Below are 26,932 nucleotides of genomic sequence, written 5' to 3'. Positions count from 1 at the left end.
TTCACAACCGAACGCACAACCGACGCCAAGGAGCGGGCACATGCAGCACGAGCGGGCGGGGCAGCCGGCCCAGCCAGAGGACCTCATCGACGTCGCACGGCTGGTGACCGCGTACTACGCGCTGCACCCCGACCCGGCCGAGCCGGGCCAGCGCGTGTCCTTCGGCACCTCCGGCCACCGCGGATCGTCGCTCGCCACCGCGTTCAACGAGGACCACATCGCCGCGACCAGCCAGGCCATCTGCGAGTACCGGGCCCGGCAGGGCACCGACGGGCCGCTGTTCCTCGGCGCTGACACCCATGCGCTGTCCGAGCCGGCCAAGGTGACCGCCATCGAGGTGTTCGCCGCGAACGGCCTGACCGTGCTCATCGACGCCGCAGACGGCTACACCCCCACCCCGGCCGTCTCGCACGCCATCCTCACCCACAACCGCGGCCGCACCTCGGGCCTCGCGGACGGCGTCGTGGTCACCCCGTCGCACAACCCGCCCGCCGACGGCGGCTTCAAGTACAACCCGCCGAACGGCGGCCCGGCCGGGTCCGACGCCACCTCCTGGATCCAGGACCGCGCCAACGAGATCATCGCCGGCGGCCTCAAGGAGGTACGGCGGCTGCCCTACACCCAGGCCCTGGCGGCACCCACCACCGGGCGCTACGACTTCCTCGGCTCCTACGTCGAGGACCTGCCCAGCGTGCTGGACCTGGATGCGATCCGGGCGGCGGGCGTGCGCATCGGCGCCGACCCGCTGGGCGGGGCTTCGGTCGCGTACTGGGGCCGTATCGCCGAGCAGCACCGGCTGGACCTGACGGTGGTCAACCCGCTGACGGACCCCGCCTGGCGTTTCATGACGCTGGACTGGGACGGCAAGATCCGCATGGACTGCTCGTCGCCGTACGCGATGGCGTCGCTCATCGAGCAGCGCGACCGCTTCCAGATCGCCACCGGCAACGACGCCGACGCCGACCGGCACGGCATCGTCACCCCGGACGCCGGCCTGATGAACCCCAACCACTATCTCGCCGCGGCCATCGCCTACCTCTACACGCACCGCGACCAGTGGCCCGCAGGCACCGGCATCGGCAAGACGCTGGTGTCGTCGAGCATGATCGACCGGGTCGCCGCCGACCTCGGCCGTGACCTGGTCGAGGTGCCCGTCGGCTTCAAGTGGTTCGTGGACGGGCTGGTCGACGGCTCGATCGGCTTCGGCGGCGAGGAGTCGGCCGGGGCGTCGTTCCTGCGACGCGACGGCTCCGTGTGGACCACCGACAAGGACGGCATCATCCTGGCCCTGCTCGCCTCCGAGATCCTCGCGGTCACCGAGAAGACGCCCTCGGAGCACTACGCGATGCTGGCCGACAGCTTCGGCGAGCCCGCGTACGCCCGTATCGACGCGCCCGCGTCCCGCGAGGAGAAGGCCGTCCTCGCCAAGCTGTCGCCGGAGCAGGTCACCGCCGACAACCTGGCCGGAGAGCCGGTCACGGCCGTGCTCACCGAGGCGCCCGGCAACGGAGCCCCCATCGGCGGCATCAAGGTCACCACGCCCAACGCGTGGTTCGCGGCCCGCCCGTCCGGCACCGAGGACGTCTACAAGATCTACGCCGAGTCGTTCCTGGGACCCGAGCACCTCGCGCAGGTCCAGGAGGAGGCGAAGGGCGTGGTGTCGGCGGCGCTGGGCAGCTGACGCGAAGGGGGCCGGGTCCTGCAACCCCGGCCCCCACGTGCGGCGTTACGCGGCGTTACGACGTTCAGTTCACATCGGCTCAGCTCACGTCGATGGCCGTGTCGTCGACGACGAACGACGTCTGCAGGACGGAGCCCTCGGTGCCGGTGAACTTGAGTGTGACGGTCTGTCCGGCGTACGAGCTGAGGTCGAAGCTGCGGCGCGTGTACCCGGTCGCCGCGTTGAGGTTGGAGTAGGTGGCCAGGGTGGACAGGACCGTGCCGCTGCTGTTCAGCACCTGGACCTTGAGGGTGTCGTAGGCCGTGCTGGTGGTGGTCTCGTCCGTGTCGACGTGCAGATAGAAGCTGAGCGCCGCCGAGCAGCCGGACGGAATGGTCACCGACTGGGACAGCGTGTCGGTGTGCGCGGAGGCGTATCCGTTGAGCCAGGCCTTGTACGAGCCGGTGCGGGCCGCCTCGCCGGAGTCGTTGGTGATGACGCCGCTCGTGGCGGACCAGGAGGTGGCGCCGGACTCGAAGCCGGGGTTGGCGAGCAGCTGGGCGGCCGTGCAGCTGGTGCCGCCTCCCCCGCCGCTGTCGCCTTCGCCGCCCGAGAGCCACTCGGTGGCGTTGAGGGCGAGGGCGGCATTGGTGCCGGCGGTGTCGTTCCAGCCGTCGTAGAGCGTGTTGCCGGACTGGCCGGTTCCGTCGTCGATGGGCGAGCTGTCGCCCCATACGGCGACCCGCCCGCTGCCGAAGGTGCTCGTCGCGAAGAAGGCGCCGGTGTTCCCCGAGTAGCCGGAGCGGTAGACCAGGCCCTTCACCGCGGAGTTGGCTGACGGGGTCAGGGTGACGGTCGTGCCGCTGCGGATGATGCTGCCGGTGACCTTGCCGAACGATCCGTTCAGCACCGGGTCGGCGGTGTCCGTGATGGCCTTCGGGTCCTCGCTGCTGATGCTCAGCGAGTCGACGGAGAAGCCGAAGGGGTTGGTGCTGTCGACGCTGTTGTTGGACATCAGGTCGTTGATGACCTCGACCGCGTCGTAGCCGTCGTTGTTGCGGTCCGCGCCGGTGTGGTCGGAGATCAGGAAGAGACCGCCGCCGTTCTGCACGAACTTCATGACGGCCGTCTTCTCGGCCGTGCTGAGCAGCACGTTCGGCTCCGGCAGCACGAACGTGTCGAAGTTCTGCAGGTCCAGCGCGGAGGACGTGCCGTAGGTGATGGTGTTGCCGGAGGGCAGCGTCTTGAGCGAGTAGTCGCCCGTCTTCTGCAGGGCGACGCCCCACGCCGAGATGGCACCGGTCCAGTCCGTCTCGGCGGACGGCGACGCGTTCTGGCCCAACGGGTCCGGCTGGCTGGTGCCGATGATCCAGTCGGCGTTGCCGGCGGTCTCGGCCTTGGTGTTGTCGAAGAGCACGCGGTGCGGGGTCGCCGCGGCGGCCACGGCGGCCTGGGTGGACGCCGCCGCGGTCGTGTCGGCCTGGGCGGCTCCTGCGGTGCCCGCGGCCGCGCCGGCGGACAGCAGCCCGCAGACGGCCAGGGCTGCGGTGGCTGAGAGTCTGTGGCGGGATCTTCTGGATCCGAGCATCCGGCATACCTCCGTGAGGGGTGGGGGAAGGAGCGGTGCGGGTGTCCGCGGTCCGGTCTGCGCGCGTAGACAGCTGGATCGAACGAGTCATGGAGCAGGAGTGGGGCGCATGCAACGTACATGACAACGCCCTCCTCGCAACAGACCGGGCTGAGTGAACACCTGGTGAGCCGGGTGGCGGGAGCGCTGTGCCAGGATGCCGCGGAGTCGTCAGATCGAGATACATCGAGATACGGAGTCCTGTGAGCCAGCCCGACGTCACCACGGCGCCCCCACGCCCCCTGCTTCTCGTGGACGGACGGCCTGCCGCCGAAGCCTGGTCCCTGGACCCCGCGCAGAAGCACCTCAACCACGGCTCGTTCGGAGCGGTTCCGGTCCTGGCACAGGAGGAGCAGAGCCGGCTGCGGGCGGAGATGGACCGGTCTCCGGGCCTGTGGTTCCCGGGCCTGTCCCAGCGGGTCGCCCGCGCTCGGGCCGAGATCGCGGCGTTCCTCCGCGTCGCCGCGGAGGATCTCGCGCTGGTCCCCAACGCGAGCGGCGGCGCGAGCGTCGTCTATGCGAACGTCCCGTCCCGGCCCGGCGGCGAAGTCCTCGTCACGGACCACGGCTACGGCGCCGTGACCATGGGGGCCGAACGTCTCGCCCGGCGCTGGGGCGGCACGGTCCGTACGGCTCATGTGCCGCTCGATGCCGACGAGGACCAGGCGTACGAGGCCGTGGTCGCCGAGATGACCGAGGCGACCGGTCTGATCGTCCTCGACCACATCACCTCGGCGACCGCACGCTGGATGCCTGTCGAACGGATCGGTGCGGAAGCGCGGGCCAGGGGGATTCCGATCCTGCTCGACGGGGCGCATGTGCCGGGACTGGCCGAGGACCCGTTGTCCGGAGTGGTGTGCGATTTCTGGATCGGCAATCTCCACAAGTTCGGCTGCGCACCTCGGGGTACGGCTGCGCTCGTCGCCCGCGGTCCACTGCGCGACGGGCTCTACCCCCTGATCGACTCCTGGGGCGCTCCCGATCCGTTCCCCGACCGTTTTGACACCCAGGGAACGCTCGACGTCACCAGCTGTCTGGCGGCCCCGGCCGCGCTCGGCTTCGTCGAGTCCAACTGGGGCTGGGACACGGCCCGTACGTACATGCGCGATCTCGCCGACTATGCCGAGCGGGTCCTCGCCGAAGCCTTCGCCGGACTGACGGGCGAAAGCGCCACCGTCGACGTCGGCATGCCGGTCAACGCGCTCCGCCTGGTGCGGCTTCCGGACGGTCTCGCGCCGACGCGCGTCGACGCGGACGCCCTGCGGGACCGGGTGGCGCGGGAACTGGGTGCCGAAGCGGCCTTCACCAGCTTCGACGGCATCGGCTACATGCGCCTGTCGACGCACGTCTACAACACCGCCGAAGACTTCGAGTACTTCGCCGAGCGCTGTGTCCCGGTGCTGGGTGCGTGGGCCCGCCGACGGCTCAGCGGGGCGGTGTGACGGGTTAGCAGCCCGACTGCACCGCACGCTCGTCGGCGCCCGATCGCGGGTCCGTTTTCGGAACCGCCTCGTCAGACTCCAGCCGAGTTCCGGGGCCGTTCCGGGACCGAGGCGGGCCCGGTTCCCTGGGGCGAGGCGGGCGCGGCGGGCTAGGCGGGCTAGGCGGGCTAGGCGGGCTAGGCGGGCTAGGCGGGCTAGGCGGGCTAGGCGGGCTAGGCGGGCTAGGCGATGGTGGCCGTCGCGCCGCCCCGTGGGTTCCCGGATTCCGCAGGGCGCGGGGACTGGGAGGCGTGGCGGGACGGCGGGGGTTCGGAGGCATGGGAGTCGGGGGCTTGGGGGTTCCGGGGGCCGGAGGAGTCCGGGGATTCTGACGAGCCCCGGGGTTCCGGGGAGCCGGAAGACTTCGGGGAGTCCGAGGATTCCCGGGAACCGGAGGACTTCGAAGAGCCCGAAGAGCCCGAAGATTCCCGGGAGCCGGAAGACTTCGAGGAGTCCGAAGAGCCCGAAGATTCCCGGGAGCCGGAAGACTTCGAGGAGTCCGGGGATTCCGGGGAGCCCGGGGATTCCGGGGATTCCGCGGAATCGGAGGACTTCGGGGAGTCCGGGGAGGGCTTCGGTCCCGGGGGCCCCGTGTGGTCCGGCGGCGTCGTCGGCCCCGGTGTCCTTTCCGGCTCCGGCGCTCGCGAGGACTCCGCCGCGCCCGGCGACTGGGAAGACACCCGCGGGTTCGGGGACTCGCGCGAGTCGGGCGGCCTCGATGCTGTCGACGATCCCGAAGGGTCAGGGGACTCAGGGGACTTGGGCGACTGAGAGGGTTTCGGCGGCTCGGAGGACTCGCGCGGTGCCGAACTCCCCGAGGGCTCGGACGGCTCGGGCGGCTGCGACTCCGGAGACGACGTGCCCGGCGACGCCGTGCCCGTCGTCGGCGTGGGTTCCCCCACCGGCAGTGTCGCCTCGGCGCCTTGCGCAGTCGGCTCGTCGGTCGTCGGCCGGGACGTCTTCCGGTCGTGCGTACCGGTGTCGCCCGCTCGGCGCGAGAACCAGTCGTGCTTTTCCGGGTCGACCATGACGAACTCGTCCACCGCCTGCGGCGCGGGTGTCACGATCACGACGTTCGACGGCTGGTACGCGGGCCATGAGTCGCCCGTCGTGTCGGGCGTGCCCTTCTGCGCGACCGGAGGCAGCAACGGGTTTCCGCAGTCGCACCGCACCCGCGGCACACCGTGGTCGTCGACCAGGACGGCGGTACCGGCCTGCAGTACAGCCTGATAACTGGTGACAGCGCCGTTCCGGTAACCGTGGCCAGTGACCCGCGTGTCCACCCGCAGTCGTACGGGTGTGAGCGACCGCAGATAGTCCGGCACCTCCGCGGGGTCGATGCCCAGTGCCTCGGCGAACGCCTTCTTCTTCGCCGGATCCGCGTCGAGTGCGGCGATCTGCTTCTCCACATCACAGCTGGAGACGTTCCGCGTCCCGCCGTACAGACCAGGGGACGAACCGTCCACGCCGCGTGTCATGTTGGCCGTTTCCGTGCCGCTGGGGCCGGAGCTGGGCAGGGAGGGTGGCGACGGCGGCGGAGAGCTGTCCCGCGCGGTCGACTCCGTGAACGGGTCCGGCCCCGTCTTCCCGGCAGCCTGGAGGAAGACCTCGCCCTGCTGCTGCGCCGTGCCGCCGTCGGGCCGGCTCAGGACCGCGACGAGGGCCACCACGGCCGCGATCACGGCGACGATCGCCCAAAGCCTCTGCGCCGACCGCCGCCTGGAACGGCCGGGGTTTCCGGGGGCCTTGCCCGGCGTCCCCTCACCGTCGCGGCCTCCCACGCCGGGCTCTCCGCTCCTCGCAGCCATCGGCCGGTCCGCGCCTGACCCGGATCCACCCGCGAGCGGACCGGGCGGCGGCCCATCGGGAAGGTCGGGCGACGGCGGTCCGACAGTCACGAGCTGCTCCTCGTACCGGACACGCCACGCGACGGCGCCGCGCATACGGGTCGGGCGAGCAGCCGCGCGACTCGCGCACGCAGTCGGTGCAGTCCAAGGCGGACGCGAAGGCGCAGGCCGAGGCGGAAGCGAACAGATCGGCTCATGGGGATCACAGCCCCAGGGCGATGGCCAGTCGCGTGAGCTCCGCCGTGCTGTTGATGCCGAGCTTCGCCCGGATACGGCGGAGGTACGCGTCGACCGTGTGCCTGGACAACCCCATGTGGCGGGCCGTCTGGAGATAGGTGCAGCCTGCGGCGATGTGCCGCAGGGCCTCCCGCTCACGCGGGGCCAGCGCGAGGCGCGCGGCTGCGAGCGCATCGGCCTGCGGCGTGGTGGTGAGGCTCATGGGACTTCCTCCGGGGGATCGGCTCGGTTTTCGCTGCTCACACCCTCGGAAGCAGAGACCAAATGCCTGAATATCAGTATTTGCACCTATTCACGCCATGAGCGCGAGGCCGGTTCCCAGCCATCGCAAGCTTTTCGAAGATTCTTTCGCCTATCCCGCCCAGGCCTCAGGCGGCGGCCCCCGCACGTACGACCCGGGGTTCTCGTTGCCGCCCGACTCGGCACGGCGCCGGTGCCCGCACCAGTGCCCACGCCGACGCCGCTCTCCGTGTTGGTGCTCCGCGCCCCGCAGGATCATGCTTGTCAGTAGAGCCCTGGCTGTGCAGGTGCCCGCGGGGAGAGCGGGCCGGGAAATGAGCGAGGGCGAGATGAGCGGCCATGGAGCGACTTCCCACCCCTCCTGACGAGCGGCCTGACACGCCGGACGAGTCGGACGCCTCCTTCGAGTCTGCGTACACAGCCACGGCCACCATCGACGAGCAGGGCATCGTGACGGGATGGAGCGAGGGTGCCCGGCGGCTGCTCGGCTACGTGCCCTCGGAGGTGGTGGGCCGGCCCGCCGCCAGGCTCCTCGCCGACGAGAGCGCCGCAACGGCCCGCCGTACTCCGGCCGGGAAGGAACGCTGGTGCGGCACCCTGGCGCTACGGCACCGGGACGGCCACCGGCTGGAGACGGGACTGCTCGCACACCGGCGGTCGTCGGAGGGCGGGATCACCGAGTGGCTCGTGGTGTCCGCCGTGGCGGGGAGGCCGCGCACGCCCGCGGGCGAAGCGCTGAGGGAATGGACGTTCACCCAGTCCCCCGACATCCTTGCGATCTTCGACACCGATCTGCGGCTGGTGGGGGCGAACGCCGGCATGGAGCGGGCGCTGTCCCTGACGGAGAACGAGATGCGGGGGCTGCACCTGACGGAGATCGCCCCGTATCCGGTGAGCGACGAGGCCGAGAGGAAGATGCGGCTGGCGCTGGAGACGGGTGAGCCGCAGTACGTGGAGGCGTACATCCGTCCCACGGGTGTCAGCCCGGAGCGAGGCTGGTCGACGTCCTTCGCACCGCTGAAGGACCCGGACGGCAGGCTGTGCGCCGTGTGCCTGACGGCGCACGACAGGTCCGGGGAGTACCTCGCCCGCCAGCGGATGCTCCTGCTCAACGAGGCCGGTTCGCGTATCGGAACGACGCTGGACATCGCGCACACCGCACAGGAGCTGGCCGATGTCGCCGTCCCGCAACTCGCGGACTTCGCAGCCGTGGATCTGCTGGAGGTCCGGCAGCACGGCGACGAGCCGGCCGCCGCGCCGTCACCCGGACCGGTCACCCTGCGCCGGACCGCTCTGCGGTCGGTCGCCGAGGAGAGCCCCGAGTCCTCGGTCTCGGTCGGCGACACGACCGTCCACCCCGCGCTCTCCCCTCCGGCCGAGTGCCTGACCACGGGCCGTGCCGCGCTGTACGAGATGACCGACTCCGCCATCGCCGGATGGGCGGCGCAGGACCCGGGAGCCGCCTGGATCCGCGAGTACGGAACACACTCGGTGATGGTGGTCCCGATGCGTGCCCGCGGCATCACGCTCGGCGTGGCGCTCTTCACCCGGCACCGGCGCCGCGAGCCGTTCGAGTCGGACGACCTGCTGCTGGCCGAGGAGCTCACGGCCCGAGCGGCCGTGAGCATCCACAACGCCCGCCGGTACACCCGCGAGCGCACCACCACGATGACCCTGCAGCGCAGTCTGCTCCCGCACACGCTGCCCGATCAGGCGGCACTCGAGATCGCCACCCGCTATCTGCCCGCCGGGACCCGGGCCGGCGTGGGCGGCGACTGGTTCGACGTGATCCCGCTGTCCGGCGCGCGGGTGGCGCTCGTCGTGGGCGATGTGGTGGGCCACGGGATACGCGCCTCCGCCACCATGGGCCGGCTGCGTACCGCGGTGCGGACCCTGGCCGACGTCGACCTGCCGCCCGACGAACTGCTCACACACCTGGACGACCTCGTCATCCACCTGTCCGCCGACGCGGGCAGCGGTGATCCCATCGCGGAAACCGCCGGGGGCATCGGCACCACCTGCCTGTACGCGGTGTACGACCCGGTGTCCCGCCGGTGCACCCTCGCCCGGGCCGGCCATCCCCCGCCCGCCGTGGTCACCCCCGAGGGCGCCGTCTACTTCCTCGACGTCCCGGCCGGACCGCCGCTGGGCCTCGGCGGCCTGCCCTTCGAGACCTTCGAGACGGAACTGCCCGAAGGCAGCGTCCTGGCCCTGTACACCGACGGCCTGCTCGAGGCCCGGGACCACGACATCGACGAAGCCCTGGACAAGCTGTTCTCGGCTCTCGCACTCCCCGCGGCCACGCTGGAGACGGTCTGCGACAGGGTTCTCACGTCCCTGCTGACCCACCGCCCCGACGACGACATCGCCCTGCTCATCGCCCGCACCCGGGCCCTCCACGCCGACCGGGTCGCCGCCTGGGACCTGGTCTCCGACCCCGCCGTCGTGGCCCAGGCCCGCAAGAACGCCACCGACCAGCTGGAGGCGTGGGGCCTCGACGACGCCGTCTTCATCACCGAGTTGATGGTCAGCGAACTCGTCACCAATGCCATCCGCTACGGCCATCCGCCCATCCAGCTGCGGCTGATCCACGAGAACAGCACCCTGATCTGCGAGGTCTCCGACTCCAGCAGCACCACTCCGCACATGCGGCGCGCCCGGACCTTCGACGAAGGGGGGCGGGGCCTGCTGCTGGTCGCCCAGCTCTCGGAGCGCTGGGGCACGCGGCATGCGGCCGTCGGCAAGACGATCTGGGCTGAGCAGTCGCTTGCCGGGGTCTGAAGAACGTCCAGTTCAGGCGTGACCGGGCCATCTCCGTTCCTGGACTCCTGGAACATGTCGGCGGCCTGGCTGGGTGGATGTGCCACCCAGCCAGGCCGCGAACTCAATCGATGCTCTCCGCGAAGGTCCGGCCTTTACGCGCCGCCGCCACCGCCGCCGCCACCACCGCCGCCGTTCTGGCCGCCGCCACCGCCGCCGCCACCACCGCCGCCGTTCTGGCCGCCGCCACCGCCGCCGCCACCACCGCCCCCGCCGTTGCCCTTCTTGTTGTTCTTGCCCTTGTTGTCGTGCTTGTTGTTGTCGTGGTTCTTGTGCTTGTTGTGGTGATCCCCGTCGTGCCTGCCGGCGACGAGAGTCACGGCCGAAGAGTCAGGCACCGAGGCCGCCGTCGCGGCGCTTGCCGGCAGGATGACGCCCCCAGCGACCACAACGGCCGAGGCCACGACCGTCGCTATGCGAAACCGGCGCTTGGGATGGGCGCTGTCATGGGAGTGGATGTCACGGGTCATGGGTCTTCTCCTACTGGTATAGAGGGCACTTTGACGTGGCCCCGGATATTCCGGTTGATGTCTGCGGATCGGTTTTCACCGGAACCGTCATGCCGGGACAGTCGGTGTTTCGGTGAGCGAGAATCCTCTGCGAGGATTTCCGCCGCCTTACCCTGCTGCCTCGTTTCCTTTCCGGTATTTCCGGTGAGGTCCGCACTTCAAGTAGGCCCGAATCGCAAAACGCGGTCATGTTCCGAGGACTCGGGACTTGACGGAGCCAAAGACGGCGGGTAAAAGCCCGCCCGAAAACATGCCAGAGGCCGCCTCCGTAAAGCGGAGGCGGCCTCTGGCATGTACGAGGTCCCGGCGGGACGTCTCACCCAAGGATGACCGTGTGCCAAGCCACCGCTCCAAGGCTCGCGGCTGCGAGCCTTGGAGCGGAACAGGCCGACCGGGCCTTCGGGCGCACGTCGTCGGCGTGTCGAAGCCGGTTCGTACGGACGCCGCCCGCAGGGGCCCCTGTGGCCGTCACCTCTGGGGCGGCTCCTGGTCCCGGCTGATGCCGAACTCGTCCTTGAGCCTGTCCTGGGCGGTGTCGACCTGACCGCTGTACCGGCCCTGAGTCTTGTCGTCGATGTAATCGCCCGACTTGTCGATGGCCTTGTCGGCCTGGCTCTCGTGGCCCTTCAGCAGCTGCTTGATCTTGTCCATCATGGACATGGCTGATCCTCTTTCGGAGACAACCCCCCACCACTCCAGGTTCACCGCATGACGCATGGCTCGCATCCGGGCGCGCACCAGACCCAGACGGACCGCAGGAATCTCCCGGACCGCGCCTTCGGGTGCCTGACGCCTGCCTCAACTCGCGCCGCCCCCGTCGCCGCCACCCGTCTCGGGCGGCTGCGACCCGGGCGCCGACTGCTCGGGGCTGCCCGGTGTCCCGGGCGCCGAAGTCTCCGGTGCCGGCGGCGAGCCTCCGGTGGGTGCGGACTCCGTGCCGGGCGAGGACTCGGGCGACTTGGTCTCCGGCGGCGTCGAGGGCTCCTCCGAGAACTCCCGGGACGGCGTCTCCGACTTCTCGGACTCCGACGGCTTGGACTCCTCCGGCTTGGACGGCGTGGACTCCTCCGGCTTGGACGACTTCGACTCCTCCGGCTTCGACTCCTCCGGCTTAGACGGCTTGGACTCTTCCGGCTTCGACGACTTCGACTCCTCCGGCTTCGACGACTTCGACTCCTCCGGCTTCGACGACTTCGACTCCTCCGGCTTCGACGACTTCGACTCCTCCGGCTTCGACGACTTGGATCCCTCCGGCTTCGACTCCTCCGGCTTAGACGGCTTGGACTCTTCCGGCTTCGACGGCTTGGATTCCTCCGGCTTCGACGACTTCGACTCCTCCGGCTTCGACTCCTCCGGCTTGGACGACTTCGACTCCCCCGGCTTAGACGACTTCGACTCCTCCGGAGACGTGGACTCTTGCGGCGGCGTAGAGCCCTCCGGCGACGTCGACTCCTCCGGCGGCGGGAACGCCGGCTTCTTCGGCGCCGCCGTCTTCTTGTCGTGCTCTCCCGTCTTGTCGCCGTTCTTCCGAGCGAACCACTCGCCGTTGTCGGGGAACGACGAACTCCTTCACCGGTCGGGGTGCGGGCACCACGACGACGGTGTTCGTCGGCTGGTAGCCGGGCCACGAGTCGCCTGTGCGCTTGGGATTGCTCTTCTGCGCGACCGGAGGCTTGAGAGGGTTGCCGCAGGCGCAGCGCACCCGCGGCACGCCGCGGTCGTCGACGAGGACCGCGGTGCCGGCCTGCAGCACCGCCTGATAGGAGGTGGCGGCGCCGTTCCGGTAGCCGTGGTTGGTGACCCGGGTGTCCGCCTGCAACTGTACGGGGGTGAGGCCTCGCAGATAGGAAGGGACTTCGGAGGGGGCGATGCCCAGCGCCGAGGCGAACGCCTTGTTCTTCGCCGGATCCTCCTTGAGCGCGCTGATCTGCTTCTCCACGTCGCAGCTGGCCACGCTCCGCGTACCGCCGTAGAGGCCCGGGGCGCTCCCGTCCACGCCCTTCGCCACGTTGCCCGTGGCGCTCGACGTCCCGGACGGCGAGGACCGTGGCGGCGCGACGGTCTTCCGTGCCGTCGACTCGGTGAAGGGGTCCGGCCCGCTGCTCGCGGCGGGCTGGAGGAAGATCTCACCCTGCTGCTGGTTCGACGAACCGTCGGGCCGGGTGAAGACGACGATCAGGGCTACCGCCGCCACGATCGCGGCGGCGATGGTCGCCACCTGGGGAACCGACTTCCACCAGGGCCGACGAGGACCTTCTCCTTTGCCGCCGCCCCGACGACCGCGGACCCGTCCTCCTCCGCCCGGCGGCCCACCCGCGGGAGGCCTGCCGCCGCTGGGCGGAGGCGGTGTGCGGTGCCGTTGCGAGGGGCCCGAGAGCGGACCTGACGGTGGGCCTGTGGGGCGCTCGGACGGCGGAGGTTCGACGCTCACGAGCTCTTCTCCCCTGCTAGGGGCGTGCGGTTCTTCGGGCCCGGTAGGGCGGGCGGAGGTCCCACGGCGGGGCGGCGGCACTCCGCGCGGCAGAAGCCACGGCAAGGCGGGCGTCCCGCAGCGGGAGGGTCCCAAGGAGGCGGACCCGTCCTTCCGCAGCAGAGGCCCTGCGGCGCAGGAGCGGGACACGGCCCCGGCAACCCGGCCCCTGGTCCGGAAACCCGGCCCCAGGAAGGCTGCGAATCATTGCGAACCATGCGGCCAGAAGGCCGTACGCCACTCTTCCCTCTGCATTTCCATTGTGTGCGCCCGCTCTGCGGGGCCCGCAAGTCGGCGCGGTCGGCTCTCCCGAGGGGCGGGTCGGCGGCGTGCTGCTTAGCGTGACAGCGTGAGCCGTGAGATGCCGACCGACCGGGCAGGCGCCCAGCATGCCTACGACGACCGGCAGAGGAGCGTCCCTGTCCCCCGGCAGGCCCGTCACGGCTGGCTCGAGGCCCTCGTGGTGGTGCTCGCCGGGCTCCTCGTCATGGCCGTCGTCGCGGCCCTCGGCCTGTGGGCCGCCGGCGCGTCACGCCTTCCGGGCGCGGCGTTCCCCCGCGTCGTGGCGGGCGTCGTCGTGATGGCGGTCGGCGGCTCCGTACGCCTTGCGGGCGACGTGGGAGCGCTCGCCCGGACGCGTGCGGACCTGTCCGTGGTACCGCTCTCGGTCACGGTCGCCGGAGCCCTGGTGATCGCCGTCGGGATCCTCCGGCCACTGCGCCATCGTGCGGTCGCCGAGGCCCGCGAACTGGCGGGGTGGGCCGGCCGCCTCGCGGTCCTGTGGGCCCTGGCACTTGTCGGCCTGTCGTTCCTGGCACGTCAGACGTTCGCCGTGCCCACGGGGAGCGAGACGCTCAGCGACCTCGGCGACCTGCTGGACATCTCGCCCAGGATCGGGTTCGAGACGGATCTGCCGCTCACGCTCCTTTTCGGCCTCCTCTGGCTGGTCGGCCTGTTCGTGCTGACCTTGCTGGTGTCCCGCAGGGCGCCCCTTCCGGCCCGTCTGGTGCGCTTCCAGGAGTCGGTACGCCCGGCCGCGTTCGCGATGGTCGTCCTGCTCCTGGTGTGCGTCGCTCTGGGAACGGTCGTCGGGCTGGTCTCGGCGGCGACCGGAGGAGGCGCCGCCGACGAGCTCGCCGTGGTGCTGCTCTGCCTGCCGAACCTGACGTGGCTCGCCCTCACCGTCGGTCTCGGCGCCTCCTGGGAGGGCAGGGTCGAAGGGCAGCCGCTCGACCTGCCCATGCCGCATGCGCTGGACACCGTGCTGCGCAGCGCGAACGAGTCCGTCCTCAACCTGCGCAGCCTCACCGAGGTTGACGGCCGCTGGTGGTGGCTGGCGGTCGCCGCCGGGATCCTCGTCCCGGCCTGCGCCTTCCTGATGGCGGCCTGGTCACCGGCGCGTATGCGGGCCTGGCAGCATGCGGTGCACATGGCGGTGGCGCTCACCCTGACGGTGCTCACCATCTGTCTCGTCGGACGGGTCTCGGCGCACTTCGCCCTGTCGATCCTGGGCCTCGGCGACCTCGGCGGAGGGCTCTCCGGAGAGGTGTCGCTGCACCCCCAGATGTGGACCGCGCTCGGCTTCGCCGTGCTGTGGGGGTTCATCGGCGGCTTTCTGGGCGGCCTGCTCGCCCGGCCGGTCCATCGGCGGGGCGAGATCGGGGCTGCCGGCCGGCCCGCCGCGGCACACCAGTCCTGAACTCGCGGCGGGAACGACGAGGGGCCTGCCCCGCGCCGCGGCGGGACAGGCCCTTTCGTCGGGCTTCGGTCGGCCCTTTCCGTCGTCCCGTCAGGCCTTGTCAGGCCTGTCGGTGACGCGGATCGCGTTGACGAGCGGCTTTCCGGCACTCGCCACGAACCGCACATCGAGCACGCCGTCGGTGACGGTGACCGTGACCGTGCGCCTCAGCGCCTTGTAGGTGCCGGCCTCGAGCGAAATGTCCAGGGACGACACCACCTCGGTGCCCTCGGCGAGGACGTCGAAGACCCGCTTGGTCGGCTTGGTGGTGGACAGCTCGGCGAAGTCGAGTTCCACCGTGTAGACGCCGTTGGGCACGTTGTCGAAACGATACTCGTACATACCTTCCCTGGCGTTCTGGAAGAGCTCCGGTTCGTCGGTGCCGGCGATGGCGTCCTTGGTCGTCCTGACGCTCGACGTGCCCTGGAAGCCGTACGAGCCTGCCGTGTACTCCTGGTCCGGCTGCCAGGTGTCGCCGAGAGCGTCCAGGACCCCCTCGCCCGACGCGCCCGTGTCGAGCGCGGCCTGGTAACGGGGCACGACGACCTTCACCGGAACGGTGACCACGGGTGCGCGGCCGCTGTCGGACTTCACCTGGACGTCGGCGGTGAGCACCTCGCCCGGCTCGTGTCCGGCCGTGTCGACCGAGAGCGTGCCGACGGCGTTCGCACCCGCGTCGAGGTCTCCGTCGGCCAGGCTGACCGACAGCCACGACGCGTCCTCGGTGACGGTGAACGCCGTCGCGGAGCCGGAGTTGGAGAGCGCGAAGCTGCGCTCGCGCTTCCCGCCCTCGGGGACGACGATCTCGTACGACTCCTTCGCGACCGCCACCTTGCCGGTCTTCAGCGAGTCCGAGACCGACTCGACGCCGCCCGCGTCCAGCTTCACAGCCTTCTCGGCCGACTGGTATGCGGGAGCGGTGAGCTTCACCGAGGTCTCGCCGGCCGGGGCCTGGACGAGGTAGGACCCGTCCGTCCCGGTGGTGGCGGCGACGGCCGTGCTGCCCGTGCCCACGGTGACCGTGGCACCGCTGACGGCCTCACCGTCGTTGGCGTCGAGCACGGAGCCGCGCACCACGCCGGTCTTGGTCGTACGGAAGCCGATACCGAGACCGTCGGAGAGGGTGCCGCCCGCGTTGTACGAGTACTGGAAGCCGTCGGTGCCTGTGGCGTTCTCCGCACCGACGGTGGCGCTGGAGCCGGACTCGTAGCTCAGGCCCGTCATGTCCTTGTAGTGGTAGGAGATCCTGCCGTCCTCGCCGATGACAGCGGAGAACGAGAACGGCTCGGACTGTGCCGAGTAGTGCGCGACGTTGCGCCACTCGACGACGAACGAACGGTGCGGGGCGGTCCCGATGACACCGGTGTAGACGCCCGCGGTGCTCGCGTTGACCACGAGGTCGTCCCAGAAGGGGTACAGCGCCGCGTTGGGCGTGGTCGTGCGCGGGAGCGTGTTGTTGGCGGCCGAGGTCGAACTGGAGGCGAACATCAGCGCGCCGTTGGTGCTGACCCATCCGGACGCGTAGGTCTTGCCGTACAGCGGGACCGGGAACGGCAAGCTGACGGCGAGCGTCGCGGTGTCGCCGGACAGCGTGGTCTTCTCCGTGCCCGCGACGTAGTCGTCCTTGGCGGCCACGCACGCGTACCCGAAGGTGTCGACGATGTCCGGCAGGGCGATGTCCGCGGTGATGTCGTTGTTCACCGCGGCCTGCGCGGCGCCCTCGCTGGTGCACTTGGAGGGGCCGGACGCTGTCAGGTCGTACTCGCCGAGCGGCAGGGTGACCTCGTAGTGGCCCTTGGCGTCCGCGGTGGCGGTGACGGGGGTGTTCTCCACGGTGACGGTGGCGTCGGCCACGGGTCCCGTGTACGAGGTGACGGTTCCGGAGAGCTTGGCCGACGGGGCCTGCTCGACCGCGATGTCACGGGTGGCGGTCTCGCCTTCGGCGATCTTCACATCCCCGGTGCCTTCGAGGTAGCCGAACTTTGTGACAGTGACCGTGTAGTCGCCGACGGAGAGCACGGGCAGGGCGAAGGTGCCGTCCGACGCGGTGTTGACGGTGCGGTCGATCGGGCCGTCCACGACGACCTTGGCACCTCCGACGGCCTCGCCGCCGGAGGTGACCGTGCCGTTCAGACCGCCGGTTGCACCCCGCGGGGTGGCAGAGACGGCCGCGAAAGCGTCGAGCCGGCCCTCACCGAAGACGTTGTTGTCGGCTGCGGTGCCGCCGCAGGTGGTGTTGTCGACGTCGATGGCGGTCCCGTCGAGCAGCGCCTCCGTCTGGGCGATGTCGCCCGCGATGGCGGGGGCCGCCGACCACATCAGCGCAACGGTGGCCGCGGTGTGCGGGGACGCCATCGAGGTGCCGTCGTACGAGGCATAGCCGCCGCCGGCGACGCTGGAGCGGATGTTGACGCCCGGGGCTGCGAGGTTCGGCTTGATCGCCCCGTTCTCACCCGAGCCGCGGGCGGAGAAGCCGGCGATGGCGTTGCTGCTGTCGAACGCACCGGAGCTGTAGCTGCTCACGTACGAGCCGGGCGAACCGGCGGTGTTGCAGGACGGTCCTGCGTTGCCGTTGGAGAACGCCGGGAAGATGCCGGCGGCGCGCCAGGCGGACACGACCTCCCCGTACCAGGCGTCGTAGGTGTTGGCTCCCCAGGAGTTGTTCACCACGTCGGGGGCGAGGTCCGGGCGCGGGTTGGCGCCGGTGAGGTCGGTGGGCGCGACGATCCACTGCCCGGAGGCGAGGAGGGACTCGCGGGAGCAGGAGTTGGACTCACAGCCCTTGGCGGCGATCCACTTGGCACCGGGAGCGACGCCGATCTTGTTGTCGGCGCCGTCGTCACCGACCATCGTGCCCATCGTGTGGGTGCCGTGGCCGTTGTTGTCGCAGGGTGCGGCGGTGGAGCAGACGGAGGCCGGGTCGAACCAGTTGTAGTTGTGGTCGTAGGTGCCGTCGCCGTTCAGGCCGCGGTACTGGTTCTTGACCGCCGGGTGGTCGTACTGGACACCGGTGTCGATGTTGGCGATGACGATGCCCTCGCCGCGGACCCCGAGCTCGTTCCAGACCTTGGGGGCGTTGATCCGGTCGATGTTCCACTCGACGGCGTCGACCGTGGGCTCGGTGTCGCCCTTGATCGGTTCGTCGATCGTGATCTTGTCGTCCGCGCTGATCCCCTCGACCTCGGGGACTTCGGCGAGCTTCTCGACGAGTTCCTCGCCTCCCACGACCTTGATGGAGTTGTCGATCCAGTAGGAGGTGTAGTCGACGTCCGCCGACTCCAGCAGCTCCACCACGTCCGCCTGGGACTCCTCGGCGTGCTGCTTCTTCGCCTCGTAGACCTCGGCCGCCATCCCGGCCTTGGTGGTCGCCTTCGCCGCCGCCTGGAGGTCGGCGTCGCTGTCGAGCTCTATCCAGAAAGTGACCTTGTCCTTGTCCTCGAGCTGGTCGAGGAGCTCGGCTTCGGCCTTCTGCTCGACCACGCTGATGCCCGAGGGGTCCGGCTGGGCGAACGCGGTGCCGCTGGTGAGCGGTATCACCACGAGCGAGGTCATGGCCGCGAGGGCCGTCTGCAACGGTCTTCTCTTCCTTGCCACGGGTCTCCTTGACTACGTCGGCGGGGGTGGCCCGCCTTGGGGTGTCGGAAACGTGAGTGGTGCAAGTACGGCGTTGCGGGTCACCTGCGCACGCCGAAGCGGCCGTCGGCGACGGTCAACGGCATGAGCAGGCGGAGAGAACGTTGACGATCCTCGGGCGAACAGCGGCCGCAATCAAGATATTTGCATGGCACATGCATGCCATGGCATGAACACGCCATAGATTTTTGCTCACAGAGCGTCAAATACCAGATATCTAGGGCCAATTGGCCACACCGACAGCAGGCCGAAGCCGTCGCCCGGCCTTGTGGGACGACGCCGCGGCCGGCGCGCCGGAGATGCCGCGGCTAGCGAGGCGGATGCGGGAAGACCGGCAGGGCCCAGCGGGGCGGCTCCGGAGGCGGCCCCGGGTGTGCGGGCGCCTCCACGATCCGCATGTCGACCTCGGTCGGCGCATGGCCGCCGCTGCCGGTACCCGTGCCGGTGGCCGTCGCCGCGGCACGCAGTGCGGCCACGAACTCGAGGCAGGAACCGTAGCGGTCGTCGGGTGTCTTGGCCAGGGCCTTCGCCATCACGCCGTCGACGGCGGGGGGCAGGTCCGGTTGCTTCTCGGTCAGCGGAGGCGGCTGGTCGTACTGGTGCGCCCAGAGCAGCGCCATGTCCTCCTCGCGCTGGAAGGGCGGCTTCCCGGTCAGGGTCTCGTAGACGACGCAGGCGAGGCTGTAGACGTCGCATCTGCCGTCCACGGGGCGGCCGGAGATCTGCTCCGGTGCCACATAGTCGAGCGTGCCGACGAACTCGCCCACGGTGGTGAACCCGGTGAGCGACAGGGACTTCTTGGTCAGCCCGAAGTCGGTGAGGTAGACGTGCTCGGGATGGTCGATGTCGGTGCCCTTGGCGACCAGGATGTTGCCGGGCTTGACGTCCCGGTGGACCAGGTTGTGTTCATGGGCGGCGTCGAGCGCGGACGCCACCTGGCCGGCGATGCGGATCGCGGTCGCCGGGGGGAGCGCGCCGTCCCGGTCGAGCATGGCCCGCAGGTCGACACCCGAGACGTAGCGCATGGCGATGTACAGGACGCCCTCGGTCTCGCCCGCCTCGAAGATCGGCACGATGTGGGGATGGTCGATGGCCGCGGCCACACGCGACTCGTGTGTGAAACGGCGGCGGAAGGTGTCGTTGCGGGCGAGCTCGGGGGCGAGCAGTTTGAGCGCGACGGTACGGTCGAGGCGCAGGTCCTTGGCGCAGAAGACGACGGCCATGCCGCCTCGGCCGATCTCGCGCTCCACCCGGTAGCCCGCTATCTGCTTGCCGATCAGACCCGAGGGCCGCCCGGAGTACGGGCTCATGTCGTGCGATGCGAAGCTCATGACGCGTCACCGCCCGCGCTGCCGGTCGTCACCCGAGGGCGCCGGTTCGTCCGTCGCGGGTGGGATCACGCGGGTCGGCTCGCGATGAACGTCGCCGCTCTGCCCCGTGCCGCCCGGTTCGCTCCCGGCCGCCCGCGCGGCCTCGGCCGGCCCCTCCGGGTACGCACCGCCGCTCCACTCGCTACCGGACCTCGTCTCCGCACGACCGCCCGGTTCACTCTCCGCGGCATGGCTCGAGGGCTCGCCCGAGATCGCATACGTGCTCAGATGTGTGCCGTCGCTGTAGACCCACCGCTCGTGTTCGGCGTCGTACAGCCAGGCCCCCTCGCCGTCGACGACCATCCCCACGCGCAGGCCCCGGGTGCGGCTGCGGAACGTCTCGCCGTCGATGCGGCCCGCCATCAGCTCCTCCGTCGCGCGCCGGTAGCGGCCGAGCTGGTCCTCGGACCTGGCCAGCAGCGGGCGCGGGTCCGCCGTGCGGACGAGCGGGCTGCCGGCGGCCGGCGGCTCCTGCGGTACGGCGACGAGGAGCCGGCCGTCGACCCAGCCCGACCACCCGTTGGAGCACACGATCCGGCCCCAGTCGCCACGCCGGTCGACCAGCTGGACCGGCAGCAGCCCGTCGAGCGCGGCGCTCGGACGCGTGGCGTCCGGAGTCTCCCAGGAGGGCAGTCCGTCCTGGGGGACCACATGGGTGGGGCGGAAGTCCTCAGTGGTCATCGAGCGTGCTCCTACTTCCGCATCAGGGCGGGTTCGCGCCGCCGCAGCAGCCGCATGACGGCGAATCCGAAGACGGCCGCGAGGACGACGAGCATGCCCATGTTCAGCAGCCACGTCCCGGCGGCGTGCTCGAACATCGGATCGTCCGTCAGATCTCCCGGCACGGTCCGGGCCAGCCCCACGGTCCCCGCCATCGCCCCCACCGCCCACCGGGAGGGCATCAGCCACGCCAGTTGCTCGAGCCCTGGCACGCCGTTCAGGTCCAGCAGCAGACCGCAGAACACGACCTGGACGATGGCGAGCAGCACCAGCAGCGGCATCGTCACCTCTTCCTTGCGGACCAGGGCGGAGATCAGCAGGCCGAGCATCATCGACGTGAACGCCAGCAGCGCCACGGCCAGCGTGATCTCGAGCAGCGGCGGCATCAGCACACCGTCGTCGCGCGGGGCGTTCAGGTCGACGCCGAACAGCGCCACGAGGGTCAGTACGACGGCCTGCGCCACCGTGACGGTGCCGAGCACGACGACCTTGGACATGAGATACGCGGATCTGGACAGCCCGACCGCGCGTTCCCGCTCGTAGATCACGCGTTCCTTGACCAGCTCGCGCACCGCGTTGGACGCACCCGTCAGTACCGCGCCGACGCAGAGGATGAGCAGCGCGTTGATCGCGGTCTGCGAGGTCAGCCGGCTCCCGCCGAGGGCTCGCGCCATCACGCCCATCACGAACGGCAGCGCGATCATGATGGCGAGGAAGACCCGGTCGGCGCTGAGCACGGCCGCGTACCGCCGCACCAGCGTGCGCAGCTGAGCCCCCCAGCTCTGCGGCTTCGGCGGCGCTCCGACCGCCGGGGCCCCGGCCGCCTGCGGCGTGTGCAGCTGGGCCGTGGAATCGCCGATGTACGTCGGATGGAACGCGGAGCGCCGGTAGTTCTCGGCCCAGTCGCGCCCCCGGTCGTTCTCGAAGGCCTCGAAGGCCTCGGGCCACTGCCGGAAGCCGAAGAAGCGCAGGGCGTCCCGCGGCGGGCCGTAGTAGGCGATCCTGCCGCCCGGCGCGAGCACCAGCAGCCGGTCGCACACGTCGAGGCTGAGGACGCTGTGTGTGACGACGATGACGGTGTGGCCGTGGTCGGCGAGCCCGCGCAGCATGTGCATCACCGAGCGGTCCATGCCGGGGTCGAGTCCGGATGTCGGCTCGTCGAGGAAGAGCAGCGAGGGCTTGGTCAGCAGTTCGAGCGCGACGCTCACTCGCTTGCGCTGGCCGCCCGAGAGGCTGTGGATGGTCTGGTCGGCGCGCTGCTCCAGGCCGAGTTCGCGCAGGACCTCGTCGACCCGCGCCCACCGTTCCGCCGGCGCGGCGTCCTGGGGGAAGCGCAGCTCGGCCGCGTATCCGAGCGCGCGGCGCACGGTGAGCTGCGTGTGCATGATGTCGTCCTGCGGTACGAGGCCGATGCGCTGACGCAGCTCCGCGTAGTCGTGGTAGAGGTCGCGGCCGTCGTACAGCACCGTGCCGTGGTCGGCGGGGCGCAGCCCTGTCAGTGCGTTGAGGAGGGTGGACTTTCCGGCGCCGCTTGGGCCGACCACGGCGAGCAGGCACTTCTCGCCGACGGGGAAGGACACGCCGTCGAGGAGCGTGTGGCGGCCCCCGTCGACCACGACCGTCAGATCCTGGACGTCCAGCGAGACCTCGCCGGTGTCGACGTACTCCTGCAGCTGGTCGCCGACGAGGCAGAACGCCGTGTGGCCGATGCCCACGATGTCGCCCTCGGAGACCGGCGCGTGATCGACCGGCTGGCCGTTGAGGAAGGTGCCGTTGTGGCTGCCGAGGTCGATGATCTCGTAGGTTCCGTCATGGTGCACGTGCAGTTCGGCGTGCCGGCGTGAGACCCCGAGGTCGTCGATGACCAGGTCGTTGTCGTCGGCGCGGCCGATCCGGACGGTGCGGGCGGGCAGTGGCCGCACCGTGGTCGGCCTGCGGAAGGTGCCGGTGGCGGCGGGCGCGACGACGGCCGACGGTCGCTCGGGCTCATGGGCCGGGGGGCCGGCCTCCTCGGAACCGGGCGCGGCACCGGCCGCGCCGGAGTCGGGTGCTTCCCGGCCGACGAGGACGGCGCGCGGGCCGTCGGCGGGGTTGCCGAACCGGATGACGCTGCCCGGGCCCACTCCCTGTACGTGGATCCGCTGACCGTCGGTGTACGTGCCGTTCGTGCTGCCCGTGTCCTCGAGCGTCCAGCACCCGGCCTCGGCCCGCAGCACCGCGTGGTGCCACGAGACGCGGGCATCGTCGATGACGATGTCGCTCATCGGGTCGCGCCCGACGAGATAGTCCCGGCTCGGAGTCATCACCGTCGATCCTGTCTCGGTCTCGATGACGAGCTCAGGCGCAGTGGGCGCGACAGACCGCTCTCCCATGCCGGAATTCTAACGATTGATCCATATGTGCGCCTGATCCTCATCCGAGGGGGCGCCGGATCCGGAGGGTGGCCCCCGACGTGCCGTCCGCAGAGGAAACCGCAGGTCACCCGTGCGGCAGCGTCAGGGTGCACGACTCGCCGGGCGCGACGGCCACCGTGCGGTCCGGCAGGGTGATGTCGATCGGGTCCCGGTCGGATTCCGGCACCGTGACCTCCAGCTGTCCCGGGCGCAGCACGATCCGCACACCCCAGTGGCCCTGGTAGCGGACCGAGAAGCCGTACTCGGACAGTTCGGGAAGCGGCACCGGATCCAGGCACAGGGCGCCGGCCCGGGTCTCCAGGCCGGTCAGTCCGCGCTGGACGAAGTCGAGAGTGCCGGCCATCGCGCCGAGGTGGATGCCCTCGCCCGTGGTCCCGCCCTGGACGTCGGCGATGTCTCCGGCCAGCGCCTCCTGGCAGTACAGCCATGCCTCCGCGCGCTGAACCCGCGCCAGTACCCAGCCGTGGACGAGGCTGCTGAGCGTGGAGCCGTGGCTGGTGCGGTGCAGGTAGTAGTCGACCGTGCGGTGCCAGGTCTCCTCGTCGAGGTGGTGACCGAGCCTGCGGAACAGGCCCTGGAGCTCCGCGGGCGGGAAGAGGTAGCCGAGCATCAGCACGTCGGCCTGTTTGGAGGCCTGGTAGTGGTTGACCGAGTCGCCCTCGGCCTCCAGGATCCGGTCGAGTCGCCGGATGTCCCCATAGCGCTTGCGGTAGCCCTCCCAGTCGAGCTCGGCGAGGTCACCGAAGCCCTCGAACTGGCTGATCACGCCCGCGTGGAAGGGCACGTGCAGCTTGCGGGAGACGTCCTCCCACAGCTCGGGTTCCTCCGGCCCCAGCCCGATGCGCTCCAGGAGCTGCCGGCGGCGCGGTTCGGGCAGGAGGTGCAGCACGTCGATCGCTCTCGCGAGCACCCAGGCGGCGGTGACGTTCGTGTACGCGTTGTCGTTCAGACCCGCTTCCTTCGCCCCCGGGTAGGCCTCGTGGTACTCGTCGGGGCCGACGACGCCCAGGATCCGGTACCGGCCGAGCCGGTCGTCGTACGTCGCGGAACTCGCCCAGAAGCGCGCGATCTGCACCAGCATCTCGGCGCCCTTGGTGTGCAGGAAATCCGCGTCGCCGCTGGCCTCGCAGTACTGCCACACGTTGTACGCGATCGCCGAGCCGACATGGTGCTGAAGGTGGGAGTGGTCCAGCAGCCACCGTCCCGAGCGCGGGTTGAGATGCAGCTTCTGCGTCTCCTCGCGGCCGTCGCTGCCGCTCTGCCACGGGTACATGGCTCCGGCGCGGCCGACGTCGGCGGCGGCCCAGCAGGCGCGTTCGAGGCGACGGTGGCGGTAGTCGAGCATCGCCCGCGAAACCTCGGGGAAGTGCAGGTTCAGATACGGCAGCACGAACAGCTCGTCCCAGAAGACGTGCCCTCGGTAGGCCTCCCCGTGCAGGCCGCGGGCCGGCACGCCGACGTCCAGGTCGGCGGTGTTCGGCGACAGCGTCTGCAGGACGTGGAAGAGGTGCAGGCGCAGGATGGAGCCGGAGCCGCCCGGCACGTCCAGCTCCGCGATGTTCCACAGCTGCTGCCAGGCGGTGTACTGGGAGGTCCGCAGCGCGTCGGCGGACGGGGCCCGGCGGATCCGGTCGACCGCGGCGTGCAGCGGGTCGCTGATGGCCCGGTCCCGGGACGTGTGCAGGGCCACGGTCTTGTCGACGGTGACGGTGCGTCCGGCGATCAGCGGGAAGCGCAGGACGTGGACGACCTTCATGTCCTCGTGGCGGATGACCGACTCGCACGGCGTGTCCGCGGTCGTACGGGCCGCCAAGCCGATGCGGATGTCGGAGGTGCTGGTGCGGCAGCGAAGCCATACCGTGTCCTCGGCCGACGAGCCGGTGTGGACGTGCGTGAGATGGCGGGTGTTCAGCTGCCGGTACCGCTCGACACCGGTGTTCTCCACCGTCCCGTCGATGGCGGACTCGACCTCGAAATCGCCTTCCCACCCCTCGGCGGTGAACTCGGTGCGCAGCACGGCCAGATGGGGCTGGAACATATGGACAAGGCGCAGTTGCCGTACCGCGACGCGTCGGCCCAGCTCGTCCTCGTAGCGGAACACGCGCGCGAGCGTGCCGGAGTCCAGGTCCAGCGTCTGGCGGTGGTAGACGAGCTTGTGCGTCTCCGGCGTGAACCAGCCCATGTGGCCGGGCTCGGCGGGCAGGGGCGCCTGAGCGGTCTGGAGGGTCCGGGTGGCCTCGATGGTCGCGGAGGCTGCCGGGGAGGCATGGGAGCCGCCGGATCGCCCGCCGTCCTCGGACGGCGGGGACCACTGTGATCGCTCTTCGTGCCCTGATGGATTCGATCCCTCCGGCCGCTCCGGGCGGATACGGAAGCGGAGAGGCAGCCAGTTGGGCATGTTCACGACGTCTTCGTTCTCGACGATCCGCCCGCTCACAGCCGACTTCAGACGGTTGTAGCAGCCCGCCACATAGGTGCCGGGGTAGTGAATGGCGTCCGCCGTGCACTCGGGGAGGGCTCCCCGCGTCGCGAAATAGCCGTTGCCGAGGGTGCAGAGGGATTCCCGCAGCCGTTCCTGCACCGGGTCGTAACCCTCATACTCCCAGGTCAAATGGCTCATCGTCACATCTCCGGGCGTTCTTCGGTGAGGAGCTCCTCAAGGTCGTCCACCACCAGGTCGGCTCCCTGCTTCAGCAGTTCAGCACGCGTCTGCGGAGTGCGCGCGCGGTCCACTCCGATGACCAGCCCGAAGCCGCCGCGCCGCGCCGCCTCGACACCGGCCAGGGCGTCCTCGACGACGGCGGCGGCTGCCGCGAGGACCCCCAGGCGCCGGGCCGCCTCCAGGAACAGCGCGGGATCGGGCTTGCCGGGCAGGGCGAGGCGGGCCGCCTCGACGCCGTCGACGAGGGCGTCGAAGAGATCCAGTACACCCGCACGTTCGAGGAGTTCCCGGGCGTGCCGGGACGCGGACGCGGCCGCCAGCGGGACCCCTGCGGAGTGCAGCACGGTCAACAGCCGCACTGTCCCCCGGTAGGCGTCGACGCCGTGTTCGCGCAGCCGGTCGGTGAAGAGTCTCTCCTTGAGCGCGGCGACCGCCCGCACGGTGCCCGTGCCGGGCTCGTCCGCGGGGTCGCCGAGGGGCAGGCCTAGCCCGCGGGAGGCAAGGAAGTCCGCTGCGCCGTCCAGGCGGGACTTGCCGTCGACGTGCCGCAGATAGTCCTCGCGTACGTCGAAGGGGCGGCGCTGGGCGGGGTCGGATGGCGGGTGGTCGCGCAGGCAGGCGTCGAAGGCCTCCTTCCACGCGGCGGCGTGCAGCCGCGCGGAGTCGGTGATCACGCCGTCGTTGTCGAGGATCACGCCCGCCATGCCGCGCAGGATCCGGGGCACTGCTTCCGCCGCCGTGTTCATCCGGCCCAGACCCATTCCGCGATCTCCGGCATGTCGACGCCGTGCGCACGGATGAAGTCGTGGTGCCGGGTCCTGGCGTCGGTCATCTCCTGCCGCACCGCGGCGGCGCGGACCGCGAGGCCGGGCACACGCTCCACGACGTCCATGACGAGCCGGTAGCGGTCCATGTCGTTGCTGACGACCATGTCGAACGGCGTCGTGGTCGTGCCCCGCTCCAGGTAGCCGCGGACATGGAAGTGGGGGTGGCCCGCCCGGCGGTACGCCAGCCGGTGGATCAGCCATGGATACCCGTGGTAGGCGAAGATCACCGGCTTGTCGCGGGTGAAGAGGCCGTCGAACTCGAAGTCGCTCATGCCGTGCGGGTGTTCCTTCTGCGGCATCAGCCGGGCGATGTCGACCACGTTGACGACGCGCACGACGAGGTCGGGCAGATGACGGCGGAGCAGCCCGGCCGCGGCCAGCACCTCCTGCGTCGGCACATCGCCGGCGCAGGCGAGGACGACGTCGGGTTCGCGCCCGTCGTTCTCGGTGCCGGCCCACTCCCAGATGCCGGCGCCGCGCGCGCAGTGCGCCCGCGCCTCGTCCATGGACAGCCAGTCGAAGGTGGGCTGCTTGCCGGCGACGATCACGTTGACGTACTCGCGGCTGCGCAGGACGTGGTCCGCGACCGACAGCAGGGTGTTGGTGTCCGGCGGCAGATAGACCCGTACGACCTCGGGGCTCTTGTTGAGGACGTGGTCGACGAAGCCGGGGTCCTG

The 26,932-nt window shown here is 70.5% G+C and carries 16 protein-coding genes and 2 pseudogenes; 5 read left to right on the top strand and 13 right to left on the bottom strand.

Features of this window, described 5'->3' with window-relative positions; translation table 11 throughout:
• Positions 1-40: 40 nt before the first annotated feature.
• Positions 41-1,681, top strand: a complete 1,641-nt coding sequence (gene pgm, locus ACWD4J_RS39155) for a phosphoglucomutase (alpha-D-glucose-1,6-bisphosphate-dependent) (RefSeq protein ID WP_451400321.1) — start codon at positions 41-43, stop codon at positions 1,679-1,681.
• Positions 1,682-1,760: 79 nt separating this feature from the next.
• Here pgm and ACWD4J_RS39150 read toward each other — a convergent pair whose 3' ends face one another.
• The gene (locus tag ACWD4J_RS39150; protein ID WP_451400320.1) at positions 1,761-3,248 is read right to left on the bottom strand and encodes a hydrolase; all 1,488 of its coding nucleotides are present in this window, start codon (positions 3,246-3,248) and stop codon (positions 1,761-1,763) included.
• 242 nt (positions 3,249-3,490) lie between these two features.
• Here ACWD4J_RS39150 and ACWD4J_RS39145 point away from each other — a divergent pair, with 242 nt between their 5' ends.
• Entirely contained in the window at positions 3,491-4,729 is a 1,239-nt protein-coding gene (locus tag ACWD4J_RS39145; RefSeq protein WP_451400319.1) for an aminotransferase class V-fold PLP-dependent enzyme, read from the top strand.
• A 228-nt stretch (positions 4,730-4,957) separates the two neighbouring features.
• Complete coding sequence (locus ACWD4J_RS39140) at positions 4,958-5,539, top strand: hypothetical protein (RefSeq protein ID WP_451400348.1); 582 nt, start codon at positions 4,958-4,960, stop codon at positions 5,537-5,539.
• A gap of 272 nt (positions 5,540-5,811) precedes the next feature.
• Here the strand turns inward: ACWD4J_RS39140 and ACWD4J_RS39135 are convergent.
• Together ACWD4J_RS39135 and ACWD4J_RS39130 are read right to left on the bottom strand one after the other, a co-directional pair.
• Positions 5,812-6,246: pseudogene (locus ACWD4J_RS39135) on the bottom strand (DUF6777 domain-containing protein); the annotation flags it as partial.
• A gap of 571 nt (positions 6,247-6,817) precedes the next feature.
• Positions 6,818-7,054 carry a response regulator transcription factor gene (locus tag ACWD4J_RS39130; RefSeq protein ID WP_451400318.1) on the bottom strand — a complete coding sequence of 79 codons (237 nt, stop codon included), beginning with the start codon at positions 7,052-7,054 and terminating at the stop codon, positions 6,818-6,820.
• 377 nt (positions 7,055-7,431) lie between these two features.
• Between ACWD4J_RS39130 and ACWD4J_RS39125 the strand changes: the two genes are divergently transcribed.
• Positions 7,432-9,873, top strand: a complete 2,442-nt coding sequence (locus ACWD4J_RS39125; protein ID WP_451400317.1) for a SpoIIE family protein phosphatase — start codon at positions 7,432-7,434, stop codon at positions 9,871-9,873.
• A gap of 134 nt (positions 9,874-10,007) precedes the next feature.
• On the opposite strand, the gene ACWD4J_RS39120 is transcribed toward ACWD4J_RS39125, so the two are convergent.
• The 3 genes and pseudogenes from ACWD4J_RS39120 to ACWD4J_RS39110 all read right to left on the bottom strand — a co-directional run.
• Positions 10,008-10,382, bottom strand: a complete 375-nt coding sequence (locus tag ACWD4J_RS39120; protein WP_451400316.1) for a hypothetical protein — start codon at positions 10,380-10,382, stop codon at positions 10,008-10,010.
• A 507-nt stretch (positions 10,383-10,889) separates the two neighbouring features.
• A complete protein-coding gene (locus ACWD4J_RS39115; RefSeq protein WP_451400315.1) occupies positions 10,890-11,081 on the bottom strand; it encodes an antitoxin in 192 nt (63 codons plus the stop codon).
• A gap of 525 nt (positions 11,082-11,606) precedes the next feature.
• Positions 11,607-12,852 (bottom strand): annotated as a pseudogene (locus ACWD4J_RS39110) (DUF6777 domain-containing protein); the annotation flags it as partial.
• Between the two features lie 526 nt (positions 12,853-13,378).
• On the opposite strand from ACWD4J_RS39110, the gene ACWD4J_RS39105 reads away from it, so the two are divergent.
• A complete protein-coding gene (locus ACWD4J_RS39105; protein WP_451400344.1) occupies positions 13,379-14,590 on the top strand; it encodes a streptophobe family protein in 1,212 nt (403 codons plus the stop codon).
• Positions 14,591-14,680: 90 nt separating this feature from the next.
• On the opposite strand, the gene ACWD4J_RS39100 is transcribed toward ACWD4J_RS39105, so the two are convergent.
• The 7 genes from ACWD4J_RS39100 to ACWD4J_RS39070 all read right to left on the bottom strand — a co-directional run.
• Positions 14,681-18,223, bottom strand: a complete 3,543-nt coding sequence (locus tag ACWD4J_RS39100) for a S8 family serine peptidase (protein ID WP_451400314.1) — start codon at positions 18,221-18,223, stop codon at positions 14,681-14,683.
• A 347-nt stretch (positions 18,224-18,570) separates the two neighbouring features.
• Complete coding sequence (locus tag ACWD4J_RS39095; RefSeq protein ID WP_451400313.1) at positions 18,571-19,593, bottom strand: serine/threonine-protein kinase; 1,023 nt, start codon at positions 19,591-19,593, stop codon at positions 18,571-18,573.
• 6 nt (positions 19,594-19,599) lie between these two features.
• The gene (locus ACWD4J_RS39090) at positions 19,600-20,313 is read right to left on the bottom strand and encodes a hypothetical protein (RefSeq protein ID WP_451400312.1); all 714 of its coding nucleotides are present in this window, start codon (positions 20,311-20,313) and stop codon (positions 19,600-19,602) included.
• 11 nt (positions 20,314-20,324) lie between these two features.
• Positions 20,325-22,724: an FHA domain-containing protein gene (locus ACWD4J_RS39085; RefSeq protein WP_451400311.1), complete on the bottom strand. Its 2,400-nt coding sequence runs from the start codon at positions 22,722-22,724 to the stop codon at positions 20,325-20,327.
• Between the two features lie 106 nt (positions 22,725-22,830).
• A complete protein-coding gene (locus ACWD4J_RS39080) occupies positions 22,831-25,386 on the bottom strand; it encodes a glycoside hydrolase family 65 protein (RefSeq protein ID WP_451400310.1) in 2,556 nt (851 codons plus the stop codon).
• A 2-nt stretch (positions 25,387-25,388) separates the two neighbouring features.
• Positions 25,389-26,174, bottom strand: a complete 786-nt coding sequence (locus ACWD4J_RS39075; RefSeq protein WP_451400343.1) for an HAD family hydrolase — start codon at positions 26,172-26,174, stop codon at positions 25,389-25,391.
• The coding region (locus ACWD4J_RS39070) for a phosphoketolase family protein (protein WP_451400309.1) at positions 26,171-26,932 on the bottom strand (762 nt) is incomplete at its 5' end. The genes ACWD4J_RS39070 and ACWD4J_RS39075, both read right to left, overlap by 4 nt.

The sequence above is a fragment of the Streptomyces sp. NPDC002577 genome (assembly GCF_053594815.1).
This window is presented reverse-complemented; position numbering and strand designations above follow the sequence as displayed.

Coding starts and splice junctions, on each gene's coding strand:
- pgm (WP_451400321.1), top strand. CDS start 41: ATGCAGCACGAGCGGGCGGGGCAGCCGGCCCAGCCAGAGGACCTCATC.
- ACWD4J_RS39150 (WP_451400320.1), bottom strand. CDS start 3,248: ATGCTCGGATCCAGAAGATCCCGCCACAGACTCTCAGCCACCGCAGCC.
- ACWD4J_RS39140 (WP_451400348.1), top strand. CDS start 4,958: ATGGTGGCCGTCGCGCCGCCCCGTGGGTTCCCGGATTCCGCAGGGCGC.
- ACWD4J_RS39130 (WP_451400318.1), bottom strand. CDS start 7,054: ATGAGCCTCACCACCACGCCGCAGGCCGATGCGCTCGCAGCCGCGCGC.
- ACWD4J_RS39125 (WP_451400317.1), top strand. CDS start 7,432: ATGGAGCGACTTCCCACCCCTCCTGACGAGCGGCCTGACACGCCGGAC.
- ACWD4J_RS39120 (WP_451400316.1), bottom strand. CDS start 10,382: ATGACCCGTGACATCCACTCCCATGACAGCGCCCATCCCAAGCGCCGG.
- ACWD4J_RS39115 (WP_451400315.1), bottom strand. CDS start 11,081: ATGTCCATGATGGACAAGATCAAGCAGCTGCTGAAGGGCCACGAGAGC.
- ACWD4J_RS39105 (WP_451400344.1), top strand. CDS start 13,379: ATGGCCGTCGTCGCGGCCCTCGGCCTGTGGGCCGCCGGCGCGTCACGC.
- ACWD4J_RS39095 (WP_451400313.1), bottom strand. CDS start 19,593: ATGAGCTTCGCATCGCACGACATGAGCCCGTACTCCGGGCGGCCCTCG.
- ACWD4J_RS39090 (WP_451400312.1), bottom strand. CDS start 20,313: ATGACCACTGAGGACTTCCGCCCCACCCATGTGGTCCCCCAGGACGGA.
- ACWD4J_RS39085 (WP_451400311.1), bottom strand. CDS start 22,724: ATGGGAGAGCGGTCTGTCGCGCCCACTGCGCCTGAGCTCGTCATCGAG.
- ACWD4J_RS39080 (WP_451400310.1), bottom strand. CDS start 25,386: ATGAGCCATTTGACCTGGGAGTATGAGGGTTACGACCCGGTGCAGGAA.
- ACWD4J_RS39075 (WP_451400343.1), bottom strand. CDS start 26,174: ATGAACACGGCGGCGGAAGCAGTGCCCCGGATCCTGCGCGGCATGGCG.